Source organism: Synechococcus sp. W55.1, assembly GCF_047461655.1.
In the GTDB taxonomy this organism is placed as follows: Bacteria; Cyanobacteriota; Cyanobacteriia; order Thermostichales; family Thermostichaceae; genus Thermostichus.
The window spans coordinates 246,109-260,553 of sequence record NZ_JANSHN010000001.1 but is presented as its reverse complement, the minus strand read 5'-3'; the positions used below and the strand labels follow the sequence as shown (position 1 = coordinate 260,553).

The 14,445-nt window shown below is 59.4% G+C and carries 12 protein-coding genes; 5 read left to right on the top strand and 7 right to left on the bottom strand.

What is annotated here, in order from left to right; translation table 11 throughout:
- Window positions 1-89: 89 nt before the first annotated feature.
- The 3 genes from NW816_RS01125 to NW816_RS01115 form a co-directional block, all read right to left on the bottom strand.
- Entirely contained in the window at window positions 90-902 is an 813-nt protein-coding gene (locus NW816_RS01125) for a hypothetical protein (protein ID WP_414407939.1), read from the bottom strand.
- Between the two features lie 135 nt (window positions 903-1,037).
- Window positions 1,038-2,129, bottom strand: a complete 1,092-nt coding sequence (locus tag NW816_RS01120; RefSeq protein ID WP_414407963.1) for a hypothetical protein — start codon at window positions 2,127-2,129, stop codon at window positions 1,038-1,040.
- A complete protein-coding gene (locus NW816_RS01115; protein ID WP_414407938.1) occupies window positions 2,047-3,825 on the bottom strand; it encodes a hypothetical protein in 1,779 nt (592 codons plus the stop codon). The genes NW816_RS01120 and NW816_RS01115 overlap by 83 nt, the downstream gene beginning before the upstream one ends.
- 267 nt (window positions 3,826-4,092) lie before the next feature.
- Here NW816_RS01115 and NW816_RS01110 point away from each other — a divergent pair, with 267 nt between their 5' ends.
- The 3 genes from NW816_RS01110 to NW816_RS01100 all read left to right on the top strand — a co-directional run bounded on the left by NW816_RS01110 (window position 4,093) and on the right by NW816_RS01100 (window position 8,923).
- Window positions 4,093-4,494 (top strand): cupin domain-containing protein, encoded by a 402-nt coding sequence (locus tag NW816_RS01110; protein WP_414356659.1) that lies wholly within the window; start codon window positions 4,093-4,095, stop codon window positions 4,492-4,494.
- 147 nt (window positions 4,495-4,641) lie between these two features.
- Window positions 4,642-6,579 carry a cellulose biosynthesis cyclic di-GMP-binding regulatory protein BcsB gene (locus NW816_RS01105; protein WP_414407937.1) on the top strand — a complete coding sequence of 646 codons (1,938 nt, stop codon included), beginning with the start codon at window positions 4,642-4,644 and terminating at the stop codon, window positions 6,577-6,579.
- A gap of 49 nt (window positions 6,580-6,628) precedes the next feature.
- The gene (locus NW816_RS01100) at window positions 6,629-8,923 is read left to right on the top strand and encodes a glycosyltransferase family 2 protein (RefSeq protein WP_414407936.1); all 2,295 of its coding nucleotides are present in this window, start codon (window positions 6,629-6,631) and stop codon (window positions 8,921-8,923) included.
- 56 nt (window positions 8,924-8,979) lie between these two features.
- Here the strand turns inward: NW816_RS01100 and NW816_RS01095 are convergent, their stop codons facing one another.
- Together NW816_RS01095 and NW816_RS01090 are read right to left on the bottom strand one after the other, a co-directional pair.
- Window positions 8,980-9,339, bottom strand: a complete 360-nt coding sequence (locus NW816_RS01095) for a hypothetical protein (protein WP_414407935.1) — start codon at window positions 9,337-9,339, stop codon at window positions 8,980-8,982.
- Window positions 9,340-9,584: 245 nt separating this feature from the next.
- Window positions 9,585-11,312 carry an alkaline phosphatase D family protein gene (locus tag NW816_RS01090; RefSeq protein WP_414382384.1) on the bottom strand — a complete coding sequence of 576 codons (1,728 nt, stop codon included), beginning with the start codon at window positions 11,310-11,312 and terminating at the stop codon, window positions 9,585-9,587.
- A 283-nt stretch (window positions 11,313-11,595) separates the two neighbouring features.
- Here NW816_RS01090 and clpS point away from each other — a divergent pair, with 283 nt between their 5' ends.
- The gene (gene clpS, locus NW816_RS01085; protein ID WP_414399792.1) at window positions 11,596-11,877 is read left to right on the top strand and encodes an ATP-dependent Clp protease adapter ClpS; all 282 of its coding nucleotides are present in this window, start codon (window positions 11,596-11,598) and stop codon (window positions 11,875-11,877) included.
- A gap of 15 nt (window positions 11,878-11,892) precedes the next feature.
- Window positions 11,893-12,717, top strand: coding sequence for a lysostaphin resistance A-like protein (locus NW816_RS01080; RefSeq protein ID WP_414407934.1), 825 nt, complete (start codon window positions 11,893-11,895; stop codon window positions 12,715-12,717).
- 24 nt (window positions 12,718-12,741) lie between these two features.
- Here NW816_RS01080 and NW816_RS01075 read toward each other — a convergent pair whose 3' ends face one another.
- Both NW816_RS01075 and NW816_RS01070 read right to left on the bottom strand, forming a co-directional pair.
- On the bottom strand, window positions 12,742-14,193 hold the full coding sequence (locus NW816_RS01075) for a sodium:solute symporter family protein (RefSeq protein WP_414407933.1): 1,452 nt from the start codon (window positions 14,191-14,193) through the stop codon (window positions 12,742-12,744).
- A complete protein-coding gene (locus NW816_RS01070) occupies window positions 14,186-14,377 on the bottom strand; it encodes a hypothetical protein (protein WP_238376882.1) in 192 nt (63 codons plus the stop codon). Before NW816_RS01070 ends, NW816_RS01075 begins: the two co-directional genes overlap by 8 nt.
- Window positions 14,378-14,445 lie beyond the last annotated feature (68 nt).

Genomic DNA, 14,445 nt, shown 5'->3' with positions numbered 1-14,445 from the left:
CCGGGCCGTAGTTTGCCAAGACTCATCCTAGATCTGCCCCTGCGGATCCCTGTTACCGTAGGGGATATCCTGCAACATTTTGTTTGGTTTCAGTAACTTAGCCACACATAGCCGGTAAAGCCGCCGCCGGCATTGGTGTTGCGGCCGGTCAAGAATTGAAACCCTCCCAAGCCCAGCGTTAACCCTCCCTCCAACCGCCAGTTGAGCTGGCCCGAAAGCTTGAGGTTGTCGTAGTCGGGATCCTGAACGGCCAAATCCCCGAACAACAAAGGCGCGCCGTTGCCCAACGTAAAATCCCCATCCAGGGCCAGGATGGCCTGCAGCTCAGGAGTCAGGTCTGCCCCGAAGGTCAGGTTGGCCTTGACCCGATCCCCGGGATAGCCCAAGTAATCTCGGAACGTGAGGCAGGAGTCGAAAAAGGCGGGCAGGGATCCCAACTGGGTATTGGCTGCCGCCCCAACTTTGAGATCATAGCCGAAGACGCCGTACCCCAAGGGCAGGGGAATGTCTTGGGTGGCATATCCGGGCGGGATCAAGGCCGTTAGCTGAGCCGAGAAGAAGGGATCCCCGTTTCCCCAAGTATGACGTAGGCCCAGCTCCAGATCCCGTAGGCCCTGGTTGCGCTGGGTAACGGTGTCAGCCCCGCTGGCAAAGCGATTTTCGATGAAAACGTAGCTGGTGTTGAGGTTGAGAGTGAGCTGATCGCTAAGGCCAGTCTCGGCGAAAAGGTTGAGGCGGGTTTCTCCGTACTCCGAAAGGGCCGGCTGCAGGCGTCCCCCCTGATCAAAGCGGGTGCGAGGCCGATAGACCTCCGGCTGCAGCGAAAAAAAAGTCTTGCCGGCACCGCGGGGAAAACCGCATCCTGCCCAGGCCGGCAGCTCCGGCGGCATTGCACTAACCACTAGACTCGCCAGCAGGCTTGCCCTTAGAAATCTCAGCTTCTCCATGGCAGGGATCCCGGCAGCTTCAGGGGGATTGTATCCCTAGGATCAAGATTTGGGTCAAGATCCGGGACAAAACCAGCTCTAGAACGACTGCTAACTGGCGGTGGCAGCCGGCAAGCCCACCCGGGCCCGGAATTGCCGCGCTGCCGTCAGCGCCCCATAGGGATCCCCTTTGTAGAGGCCGTAGTGCATGAGGGAAAAGCGCCGCAGCCCCAGTTGAGACACTTCCTGCAGCCACTCCGGCTGGCTCATGAGCTGAAAGTCTGTATGGACAGTGTCGGCCCGTCCGCCACTGGGGTGCTTGTCTTTGATGGAGGGCTCGTAGTGGGCCAACATCAGGTTGGAGTGGATAGGGGAAAACAGGCGGCAACAGAGGCGGATTTGCTCTGGGTTACCGGGATCCGGGCCGTTCAGCTCTGGGTTAAACTCCCCTGGCCGCCGCTGGCGCATCGACTGGAAGGCGATCCCGTCCATCCGGCTCAGGGTCTCGGCAAAGGGCTCCACCATGCTGCGGCCTGCCCCCCGGGAAGGGTCGTCAAAGGTGGCAATCCAGCCCCCCCAGCACAGGGCTACTTCGGCTGCCGGCAGCCGCTCCTTGATGGCTTGGCGGGCTGTGAGGACATTGCGCATTAGGGCTTGGTAGTAGAAAGCAGTGTCGGCGTTGTAGGTATCTGCTGGGATCCGCCAATAGGAAAACTCCGTGGCCAGGCTCCAATAGGTAGGGCGGCCTTGGGGGTTGGCTTGAGCGATATAGCCGGCCAATTCGGCTACATCCTGGACAAACTGCTTGGAGATGTGGTAATCGCCGCAGGGGCGGTGGGTGTCGTCTTCCCAGGTGATGATGTGGAGGGTATAGCCCCGCTCAAACCACTGCCGCAAAAGCCCGGCCTGGTGCCAGTTGCGCCAAAAGGAGAGATCTCCCTGGCGGTGATCAAAGCTGTTGAGCCAGCCGCTCAGGAAATGGGGATCCCATCCCTGCGCCACCGCTGCCACCTGCGGATCCGACTCGATCTCCCAGAGAAACCGGCCCGGATCCTCCCCTATGCCCACCTGCCAGCGGGCCAGCAGCTCTCGCAAAGCCATGTTCCCCGTCTCAGGGCTGTCAGAACTCCGCCTCTCTTGCGGCCAAAACCCCCCCTGGCCACAGCCGGCCATTCCCCAGGCAGCCAGAAGGGATCCCCCCATCTGTAGAACCCGCCGCCGGCCCAAGATCCGATGGAATTGCTGCCGCATGTTCATGACACCAACTGCTCTCAACGCTCTCCGTTTTCTCCCGGCGTGCCCACAGCCGCACTTGTGGGGAGCTGTAAACCTCCACGAAGTTGGGCAGCCCTTCAAAAGCCAGTTGCGGCCAGAATTGCAGGAGACGATCCGACCTCTGCAATGGATCCGCCGACCCTGCCACCAAGAGATAGTCCACCTCCTCCTGGGGGATTTGCAGCGCTTTGGAAAACTCGTACTGGTGAGGGGTGAGGAAAGGACGCGGATCCCTTGCCCAAAAGATAGCCTCAAAGTGGATGTCGTCGTCCACCAGCACTTTTTGCCCGGGCAACAGGTGGCGATAGAGATACTGCCCAACCTGGCGCTTTTCCTGCCGCAGCCTCCGCCAGTCTTCTAGGGCTTGCCCAGCAGAGGTTACTTCATACAGGTTTTGGGCAGCTTCCAACTCGCCACTAAGGGGCACTACCCCTGCCACCAGCCGCTCCCAGAGATCCCGCTCCTCGGCCACCAGGGGAGGTAAGAACCCCGGTTCCTGGGTGAGCACATAGCCGCTGGTCAGGCAGTTCAACCCCAGCAGAGCGGTGATGACCAAGCGTTTGGCCCAACCTGGCCCGAGTCCCTTGTGGAGGTAAGCGCCCATCAGCAAAGGCAGCGGCAGCCAGAAGAGGCCAAACCGGCTCAGCTCCGGCAAAAACAGCCCCTGCCCCAGGGAGGCCAGCAAGATCACCAGGGGTATTCCCCAGGTCAAGGCCCAAACCCAGCGGCCAGCCCCAAAGCCCAGGAGGGTTCCAACACCCAGGATGAAATAAGCGGGCGCCAACATCCCCAACCACTGCAGGGCCTGCACCAGACCTTGCCATCCCCCGGCCTGCTGTAAAGCTTCCCGGAATTGGGGTAGCCGCAGACCGCTGTCCACCTGGTAGGTAAAAGCCCAGGGATCCCCCACCGACAGCCAGTTCACATACAGCCAGCTCAACATCAGGGTCAGGCTGATAAACCCCGCCACCAGCACCGCCGTCAGCCGGAAACCCCAGGACTGTTTGCGAAAAGCCAACAGCAGCATCCCTGCCACCCAGGGCAGCAGCCACCCACTTTCCCAACGCAGCACCATCAGGGGCCCCAGCGCCAGCCCAATGAGCAGTAGCCGCAGCGCAATGGGCAGCTCGCCAGAATCCGCCCCAGTCTCTGCCCTGGCCTGCTCCTCTTTACTCAAGGGAAACAGCAGGGCCATGTTCACCCCCACCAACCCTGCTGTGGCTGTCCAAACAGGGCTGCGCAGCAGCATCAAGATCAAAGTCGGCTGCACCACCATCAACAAACCCCACAGCCAGCACCATCCCACCTCCACCGGCAAACGGCGTAACTGCCGCCACACCCAGCCCAGCACCAGAGAGCCGAAGACAGTCTGCAACAACAGCGGGGATTGTCCCAGAATGGCCGTAGCCAGCACCAGCAAGGGAGGAAAGGTGGTGCCCACAATGGGCAGGCGCGGATCCGGCCCCAAGGCGGCCACGGATCCCTTGTAGCCGAGAAACTGCATCTCCAAGCTCACCCAGCTCCAGCCTTCCTTCAAACCCCACAGAAGGCCAGCCAGCAGCAGAAACGGGATCCCGGTAGACGCGAAGAGCCGCAAGAAAGCCCTGAGCTTGGTGAGAAACATGGGTTGCTTTAACGACTTCAAGAAGTTAGAAGGCAACTCATTCAACAGCGAATCAAGCCTTAAGAGTTGTCTGATGAGAACAAGTTTCAGAAAAAGTATGGGGATGGGCTGACGTGTCTGGGAACTGGACACAGGGCTAGATTAGCATTCCCTGGCCTGAGAGACTTTATCTACGAGTTTTGGCGTAGGCCAATTCAGCCATATTGTCGATGAGGAGGTCTCGGATTCTGAGAGAGGATGGGGACGACTTTGCAAGGACATGATCTTATGTTGCAGGCTGTGCGGGGCGTGAATGATGCAGCAGTTCCAGCGCTTGAGCTGGTGCCCTCTCAAGCAGAGACCCGTCCCTGGGGATCCTTCTGGGTTTTGGATGAAGGCCCGATGTACAAGATCAAGCGCATCGAGGTGAAGCCTGGCCATCGGCTCAGCCTGCAGATGCACTACCACCGCAGCGAGCACTGGATCGTGGTCAGGGGCACAGCGAAGGTTACCCGTGGAGAAGAGGTGATGCTGCTGAGCTCCAACGAGTCCACCTACATTCCCCCCTGCACCAAGCACCGCCTGGAAAACCCCGGCACCCTTCCCTTGGTGTTGATCGAGGTGCAAAACGGGGAATACCTCGGGGAAGACGACATCGTGCGCTTTGAGGACGACTACGCCCGCCAGTAAAGGGATCCCCTGGGCATCCGAATCCACGATTTGTGCGTACAGACCCCGAAAGCTTACAGATTTCTGCATGTTGGGCAAACTTGGGTCAGGTAGGCCAAGGGGCTTGCCTGCACTAGACAAGTGAGGGATAAGCAAGAGGGGGTCAAGGTGACGCAGAAGGCAAGGCAGTGGGCTTTGTGGGTTGCCAGTTTGCTTTGGTGTTGCGGGCCGACGGCTGTCCACGCAGCGGAAGTCATTTCTCTGCAAAGGCTGGGCTACGACCGCTCGGTGCTGCTGCAAGGAGCTAACCCGCGCCTGGATGTTACTGTCCCTGCCCCCCTCAACGGCCTTGACCCCGAGGCCAGCTTTGTGCAGTTGCGCCTGGATCCCTCGCCGGTGTTGAAACCTACGTCCACGGTGCGGGTGCTGATCAATGACGAGCTGGCGGGTATCTTCCTGGTGCAAGATCTGCGGCAGGAGCCGGTGGTGCGGGTGCCCATCCCCAGCTTGGCCGCTGGCGAGCGCTTTATCACCTTGTCGGTGCAGCCTTTCCTGAGCATCAGCGACGATATTTGCGCCGACTTGAATACCGGCAATTTGCTGCTGACGGTGGGGCGGGACAGTTTCTTTGAGCTGGCGCCCCTCGTTCCTGATGCCACGGTGGCCGGTTTTCTGGGCCGGCTGTATCCTCAGGTTACTTTGGTAGTGCCGGCTGACCTCACTCCTGAAGCGGCGGAAGCAGCCCTTTGGCTCTACAGCTTGCTTTCTCATCTGTTTCCGCAAACGCCTATCCTGTGGAGCAATCGTCCGGCGCAAGGGCCACAGGTGATCTTGGAGCCGGCGGACTTCACCCCCCACTTGCAGCATCAGGTTACTCCAGAGGGATCCCGACTGCGGGTGGCGGCTCGCCCAGAGGCCATTCGAGCTTTGTATGAAGAGTGGAAGCGAGCAGGGCTGGTGAGCCGAGGGATCCAGGTGGCTGCAGTGCCGGAGCTGGAAACCTCGGCCAGGGCCAACCGCCTTAGCTTGCGGGAGTTGGGTATTGTGGATCCGCTGCTGCGGGGGTTTGGCAGCCAGTCTTTGGTCTTCAACTTCAGCCTGTCCCAATTAGGGGGACGACCGCGGGATCTGGCGGCGCAACTGGATGTGATCATGAACCCGGTCGATGGCCGGGTGGGGGATCGTCTCACCGGCTACGTGTTCTTAAATGGCGTTCTGTTGCGCACCTACAACCTAACCGGGCGCACCCAGCTCAACGAAACTGTGACCCTGCCCACCCGCCTGCTGCGCCGCTTTAATCAACTGGAGCTCCGCTTTGACTATGGCGCCAGCCCCGGTAATTGCCAGGGATCCCTGACCCCGCTGACTTTGCAAGTGCGTTCCGATAGCTCTGGCCTTCTCTGGAGCGGCTACCAAGCCCCTAGCGGCGAGCTGCAGGAGATCCCGGCGGTGCTGCAGGGATCCGGACGGGTTGGGCTGGGGGATCCCCAACTGCTGCCGGCTGCCGCCTACCTGGTCGGTGCCCTCAGCCGGCTGGCTGCCCGACCCCTGCTGCCCACCCTTGAGGTTTTGCCCAAAGAGGAAGCCAACCTGGAGACGGGGAACTTTGCCTGGCAGGTGATCGTGGCTGGGCCAGATCAGGTGGAGCTTAATAGCCCCATCCGGCTGGGATCCCAGTTTGAAATCATCAATCCCCTCAACCAGCAGGTGGCCTTGGCCGCTCAGCCTCAAGAAAACCTCGGCCTTTTGCAGTACTTTCTCCTGAAAGGTAAGCCGAACCTTTGGCTTTCCTGGTGGGGATCTGACCCGGCTTTGGCAGAGCGCCTCAGCCGCGGCCTTGCCGATCCGCGCACCCGCCTGGCCAACCAGCTACAGGGAAACGTGCTCACCGCCTATGCCGCTGCCCCCGATCTCACCCAAGTACAGAGCTGGGATCTCACGCCGGCAGGCTATCGAGTGCGCTACCCCGGTCGCTTCAGTTGGCAGCTTTTGTTGTGGCAATACCGCTATTGGTTAGTGCTGCTGCTGGCCCTTTTGCTGGCAGTAGGAGCCTGGAATACCTACCAACGCTTGGCCCGCCGCCCTGAGTCGCCAACCCCCTCTTAAGCCAAGCGAGAACCTAAGATTCGCCTAGAATTAACCTGATTTTGAGCTTATGTTAACGCTGATCGAATACTGGTTGGTGCGCACAGGCTGTCTAACCCAGGAGCAGTTGGCAAAGGCTTATCGCTATCAAAAACAAGCTGCTTGTTCCCTGCCGCGGGCCCTCTGGAGCTTGAGGGCAATGCACCCCCGTCAGTTTGCTCGCCTCTGCTGTCAGATCTTGGAGCGGCCCAAGCTGAGGAGCTGGTTGCTCGGGCATCCCCTCGACCTAGAGCTGCCTTGGCTGATCGAGCCTATCGATCTGGTGCCGGTGCGCTTTCTGCCCTGTGGCTGGCTCGACCCGCAAACCGTAGTGGTTGCTACCGAGGAGCCGGGCCATCCCATTGTCTGGCAAAATGTCAAGCGCCTCTGCCCCGAAGCCGATCGGATTTGGGAGATCCCGGCCACCGAAAAACAGATTCTGACCGCCCTCATTGAACGCAAGCTGGCCGCCGATCTGCTGGGCAGCCGTCTTACCTTAGAGCAGTGGCAGCAGGCTTTGGAGATCCGCCGCCGCACCGGCTCCAGCCTGGGGCAGGTGCTGACCCGGCTGAGCTACCTCTCCACCCCCGAGTATCTCAGCATCCTAGCCCATTTGCTGGGCTACCCAACGGTCTCGCAACTGATGGGAACGGGGCTGCTTCATCGGGAGGAGGATCTGAGCCAACAGTTTGATCCTGAGCTGATGATGCGCCACCTGTTCTACCCCCTAGCCTGGGCAGATGAAAATGCTCTGATGGTGATGGTGAATGACCCCCTGGACTGGAAGGTGGATGAGATCCTCTACGCTTGGCGGCCAGGCTTGCGTATTGAAAAAGTTCTGGGCACCGAGCAGGATATCACGCAGCTTCTCAGCCAGGATCAAGGACCTAAGCTGAGCCAAGAAGCTGTGTACAAGCTCATGGCCCGCCTGCCGGAGGAATCGGCCTCGCGGGTATTTACTCCTTCTCAGATTGCAGTGGGCTACGGCCTGCTGCTGCTATTTCTATTGGGGTTGGCCACTGCTCCCTGGACGACTCTGACCATTTTGGTGCTGCTGATCAATCTTTTTTACGTCGCTTCGATCCTGTTCAAACTGCTGCTCAGCCTAGTGGGATCCGCCGATCGCTTCCACCAGATTACCGATGAGGAAGTAGCCGCTTTGGATGATCGCGACTTGCCTATCTATACCATCCTGGTGCCGGTCTACAAAGAGCCGGAAGTGATGCCGATTCTCATCAACTCCCTCTCCAAGCTGGATTACCCCCACGAGCGGTTGGATGTGCTTATTCTGTTGGAGGAAAACGACCGAGACACCATTGAGGCGGCCCGGGCTGCCAAGCCCCCCCGCTACGTGCGCCTGCTGCTGGTACCGGATAGCAAGCCCAAGACCAAACCCAAAGCCTGCAACTACGGCCTGGCTTTTGCCCGTGGCGAATACCTCACCATCTACGACGCTGAAGACATTCCGGATCCAGACCAACTCAAAAAAGCAGTCATTGCCTTCCGAAAAGGGGATCCCAGCTTGGTCTGCGTCCAGGCCGCCCTCAACTATTTCAACCGCAACGAGAACTTCCTCGCCCGCATGTTCACCTTGGAGTATTCCTATTGGTTCGACTATCTGCTGCCGGGTTTGGAAACTCTCAGAATGCCGATCCCCTTGGGTGGCACCAGCAACCACTTTCGCACTGACCGCCTGCGGGAGCTGCAGGGATGGGATCCCTTTAACGTCACCGAAGACGCAGATCTAGGCATCCGCGCCAGCCAGCACGGCTATACGGTGGGGGTGATCAACTCCACCACTTATGAAGAGGCCAACTGCGCTGTTAAAAACTGGATCCGGCAGCGCTCTCGCTGGATTAAGGGCTACATGCAGACTTGGCTAGTCCACAACCGCCACCCCCTGCGCTCGTTGCGCAAACTGGGCCTCAAAAACTGGCTGGCCTACCAATTTTTCATCGGGGGCAGCTTCTTCACCTTCCTCACCAGCCCCATTATGTGGCTGCTCTTTTTCTACTGGCTGCTCACCCGTGCTCATTGGCTGCAAAACATTTTCCCCAGTTGGCTGGTTTATCTGGGCTTGTTTAACCTCCTGGTGGGCAATGCCATTGGGATTTACCTCAACTTGGTGGCCGTTTTCCGGCGAGGGTACTACGATCTGGCCTTCTATGCCCTGCTCAACCCCATCTACTGGCAACTGCACTCTATGGCAGCTTACATGGCTCTGTGGCAGCTTTTCACCAAGCCCTTCTACTGGGAAAAGACCATCCACGGGCTGAGCAAGTTTACCCATGCCAAAGTCCAGGAAGCTGCTCACAAAGCAGCCTAGGCTACTGAATCGGTTTCCCAAGCAGTGGCGACGAAGTGAGGACAGCCAGCACCCTTCTAGAAGCTGTAGTCCGAGTCTACGATCACAGCACAACCACTGGGGTGGAGACAGCTAGCCATGATCACCTTGACAGAAAAGTTGCCCTCGTAGGGCGCCTGCACGATGGGGAAATCGTCCAACAGTTCGTCTGCAGCCACCACCTGACCGCTGGCATCGTAAAGCACCAGATCCACATCGAAGCAATCCTGGTCGCACTGCGCCCAGATGTTTTCACCTCGGTAGAAATAGCCTGTAACTACGGTCGATTGTCCATTAAAAAGCCACAAACTACGGCTCTGAGCCCAAGCGGCAGCGCCCCCAACAACCGTGGCTGCCCCTATTAAGCTTGCCATCAACCAGCCCCGCACCGAAGCCATAAGACTGCCCTCCCTACTGAAAAACGGAGAAAGAATAGATTTTCTACAGGGATCCACCTCAACGCCCACACTCTAGCACCCAGATCCGTTTCTCCCGAATGATTCAGATCACGTTAAGGATCTTAAGAATCTCATGCTGAAAATCGCGAAAAAGAGTTACAAAAAAAGGGATCCCGAGTAGAGCAGGGATCCCTCAATTCTGACCAGAAATCCGGCGAAGCTCCCGCATCGGTCTGGCCGACTTCTCATTGCGGCAAATTCAGTTCCCCCCTTCGCCCTAAGGGATCCGTCAAAACACTGCCGGTAGGGCCTTTGATTTGAATGGTGCAGCGGCTGCCGGAGACTTCAATAACGTTGTAGTTGGGCACCGCCAGCTCCAAAAAGCGCAAGTTGCCCGTCGTTACCCCTGGGATCCCGCTCACCTGGGGATTGGCCGGGTTCACCGGTGCCAAAAAGCCGTTCACAATCCGGTAATACAGGCGGCTGGCATTGGGGATCCCCAGTTGATTGCCCAGCTCGTCAATGCTCAGGGCCGTAACGCTCCGCCCGGTGGGGCCGGTCCACACCTCCCAGATAGGGTTGCTGCTGCCGGGGTTGACCTGGCCGATGAAGCCGGCGTGGTTGTTGCCCGTCAGGAACACCACGTTGCGGATGTTGTTGCTCTCAATAAAGTCAATGACTTCCTGCCGCTCCAGCCAGTAGCCTTCCCAAACATCGTTGGAGCGGAAGTAGGTCACCGTGATGGGAAACTCGCTGACGATGAACTTGTAGGTGGCGGTGGAGTTGCGCAGGCCGTTGAACAGCCACTGCTTCTGCGGATTGCCCAAGAGGGTACGGGGCGTGCGGCGCAGCAGGTTAAACAGGGCTTGCTCGGAGCCGGGTGGGCCGAAGAAAAGGGTTTCCTGTTCGGGCGTGAGGCGAATGCCGGCCAGCTCCAAAAAACGCTGACGGGTCAGGCCGGGGGGCAAAATGGGCAAAATGGGGGTGACCGCCGCCAAATCCCGGTACTGGCGCAGATCCAGGATAAAGACTTCGGCATTGGCCCCGTAGCGGAAGCTGCGAAACAGCCGATCCCGGCTATCCACACCGGCCACATCTGTCAGGTTGGGGGTAATGGGGTTGTATTCAAAAAAGGCTTGGTAGCCGAGCACCTTGAGATCTTCCACATCGCGGGTTTGCCCGGTGGTGTCGTTGAGCTGAGTGGCCCGGCCACCGCGGGCCTTCTGGCCACTGTAGTTGTCAATCACCTCGTGATCGTCCCAGTTGACAACAAAGGAAGTCCGGCCAAACAGTTGCGCGAACTCCCGCCCGGCATAGTTGGGATCCCGCTGATCCCGATAGAGGCTGCGGTAGAACTCCAGATTGCCGATGGGATCTAACCCCAGCCAGAAGCGATCGGCGTAGACGGTATCGCCGTTAAAGGAAATGAAATCGATGTCGCCGCGGCTAACTTCTGCCAACATGGCTGCCCCAATAGGAAAGGGAGGCTCGTTGGCGCAGCTAATGTGCAGAAAACGAACAGGCCGCCCATCCCCAGGAGCCGGCAGGGTGCGGAACTGTCCCACGGGACTGGTAAACCCCTCGCTGACAAACCGGTAGAAGTAGCGCTGCGCTGGCCTCAAGCCGGTGACGACGGCACGAGCAATGTAGTCGCCTGGCTCAGTGCGGTAGTTGCGGCCCGCCACACGGCGAGCAGTAAGCGAAACTTGTTGCGAAATGGGGTTGAACTCGGAATTCTCAGCCACCTGCAACGTCACCGCAACCGTGTCTGTTGCACTGGCCGGGATCACCCGCGTGGAAAGCACCGCCCCTTCCGAGGTGGGATCCCCGGCAAATACCCCTTGGGGAAATCCAGGCTCTCCCAGGGGGGGAATGGAGGAACTGGAGGTGCCTCCACAGGCAGCCAGGGCGGCTGCCCCACCCCCAAACATCAGCAACTGCAGGAAAAAGCGACGGGAACGCAGGGAACTCATGAGACCCACCTCAGGGACGCAGGCAAATGTAAAGGGATCCGCAACAAAGGCCAATCGCCTTTTTAGTCAAGCACTTTTGCCCCCAAGCTGAGGTTGTGGGCAGGTGAAGGCTGGGTTAGGGTTGGTTTAACGGCTCTGACCCCTGCGCCCAGGTTCCCCACGGCCTTTTCACAGAGCTTGCTGAGAAGGCTAAAATTTCATTACAGTTTTTCCTGCTTTTGCCCCATTTTTGCGGTTTTGCGTTCCTTAGACTTCTTTTGACCCTGCCGAAGGAGGGATCGTTGTGGCTACAGAGACCCTGGTCAAGCCTTCTGTAACCCCAAAGCACATGCCCATGTACCGGGTGTTGCTGCACAACGACGATGTCAACACCATGGAGTACGTGGTTCAGGTGCTGGTGAAGGTGATCCCATCCATGATGCCGCCGCAAGCCACCGAGATCATGCTAGAGGCCCACCACAACGGCGTTGCTGTGGTGATCGTGGTGCCGCGGGAGCACGCGGAGTTTTACTGTGAGCAGTTGCGTCAGCACGGCCTCACCAGCTCCATTGAGCCGGAACGCTAAGCAGGAGCGGTTGGGGTGGGCCTGCTGATTGCAAAACTCAAGGCTTTGCCCTTGCCGCTGCGGCTGTTGCTGTTTTTGGGGATCCCCCTCCTAGCCTGGCTGCCGTGGGTCGGGCTGGGGGGGTGGTTTTTTCCGGAAGCGCGAGCCTACCTGTGGCTGCCCCTGTATGCCTTGCTGCTGGTCTGGCTGGGGCTGTGGGGATCCGGGTTTGCCGCCTATGGACTGGATGGCAGTTGGCCTTGCCGAGGCGGGATCCTGTGGGGCCTGGGGATCGGGGTCGGGGGGCTTTTCTTGCTTTTGGGCCTGGAGGGATCCCTGGGTTGGCTGAGTTGGAGGGCGGTAGGAGGGGGATCCCTGCTGGTCTATGGGTTGCTGGGGTTGCTTTTGGGCTTGGGGGTGGCGCTGGCGGAGGAGCTGTTTTTTCGCGGCTGGCTGCTGCAGGAGATGCTGCTGGACTACGGTTGCAGCACTGCGGTGTGGGGATCCAGCTTCCTCTTTGCTGTGGCCCATTTCCTCAAGCCTTTGCCTGAGATTCTCGCCACCTGGCCGCAATTTCCCGGACTGTGGCTGATGGGGCTGCTGCTGGTGCAGGCGAGGGTCTGGAACCAAAACAAGCTGGGCCTTAGCCTAGGGCTGCACGCGGGTTGGGTATGGGGCATGGCCTGGGTCAACAACTTGGCCTGGATAGACTACACCGGCAGGGCGCCAGCGTGGCTAACGGGGATTGGTGGCAACCCCTTGGCGGGCCTGATGGGCTTGCTTTTTCTAGGAGGGACTTTCGCATTTCTCAACGGCCTGGCTCAAGCTGGCTGGCTACCGGCAGACCTGGAAAAGCGTTGATTGAGCTGATCGATAAAGAATAACCTACTCTCCCCAAGGCCCTTCCTCGTAGTAGGCGGTCACCTGCTCCTTGGGCGGCTGGGTAAGCAAGCTTACGCCAATTAACACCCCACTGCCGATCACCACTGCCGGGATTACGGGTAACCAGCCCCCTGTCCAAGCTTTGGGCAACAGGCCCGCTAGCCACCCTAGGGTAAGGCCGCTGGAGACGAGGGCCCCGGCTACTGCCCCGGCGCGGGTAGCCCGCTTCCAGTACAGGCCGGCAATTAAGACAGGGAACAGCATGGCGTTGCCCTGAAAGCTCCAGGTGGCAATCTCCACAATCAGCCCCGGCGGGTTAAGAGCAATCACAAAGGAAGCTAGGCCGATCCCCAGCACCACCCAGCGGCCTAGCAACTCTTCTTGGTGGGGGGAAAGCTGGCGCCTGAAGAAGGTAACCACCAGATCCCGCGTCACTAGGGAGCTGGCGGTGAGAAGCTGGGAGTCAGCTGTAGACATGAGAGCAGCCAGGGCCGCCGTAATCACCACCGCTGCTACGCCGCTGGGCAGGGTTTGCAACATCATGGGCATAATCTGATCCGTTTTCTCCAGGCTGGGAAAAGCCAGGCGGCCCCAAACCCCCAGCAGAGCTGCTGGGAAAAAGACCAGCAGAATCAGCAGCGGCCAGACTACCATCAGGGTCTGGAAGGGCCGGGCACTTTTGGCCATGTAGAAGCGCTGGAAAAATTGCGGGAAAAGGGGCGTGGCCATGAAAAACAGCAACTGGTTGCCAAATAGCCCCTGCCAGCTCCAGCGCCCATTGGGGCCGGGCAAGCTCAGCCAGGGATCCAACTGCCCGGCAGCCTCCTCCACCCCCAAGGCTAGGGCAACAAAGGCCACCCCCATCCCCAAAATCAGGATGATCCCCTGCACCACGTCCGTCCAGACCACCGCCTGGGATCCGCCAAAGAGCACATACCCCAAGATCACCAGCGCCACCACCACCGCCAAGGGCCAGTAGGGGATCCCCTCCCCCAACACCGCCGCCAGGGTGCGGGCTCCGCCAATGATCTGGATGCTGATGTAGGGGGCGGTAAACGTCAGGGCGCTAAGGCAGTAGAGTAGAGCCAAAAGAGGGCTGTTGAAGCGGTGGCCGAAAAACTCGGAAGGGGTGATGAAGCCAAAGTGTTGGGCTGCTAGCCATACCCGGTAGCCCACCCACAAAAACAGCCCCGAAATGAAGGCGGTGGTCACTCCCACCCCCAGGAAGATCCCTAGGCCGTGGGTATAGGCATCCGCTGGCACCCCAATGAAGGTAAAGGCACTGAGCAGCGTCGCCAGCGTCGTCAAGGTTAGAGCCAGGGATCCCAACCCCCGCCCTGCCAAAAAATAGCTCACCGGATCCTGGCCGCTGTGGCGATAGCTCCAGAAGCCAATGGCCGCCAGCAGCAGCAAGTATGCCCCCACCACACCCAGACTCAAAACCGTGTTACTCATCTCCGCCTCTCGGCCAGCAAACGCGCACAATGTAGAAGTTAAGAGGTACCAACAGCAGGACAGCCAATCCCGCCAGCCAATACCAGGCCGGGATCCCCAAAAACTGGGGCTGGGCCGAGCGGGATCCCACCCAGGTCAACAGCCACAGCAGGGGATAGGCCCCCCACACCCAAGCTTGGCGCATCCGCCCAAACCGCAGCTGCCTTGATCCTTGAAGGTTACCGGCGGGATCCAACCCTGACATCTACCCAT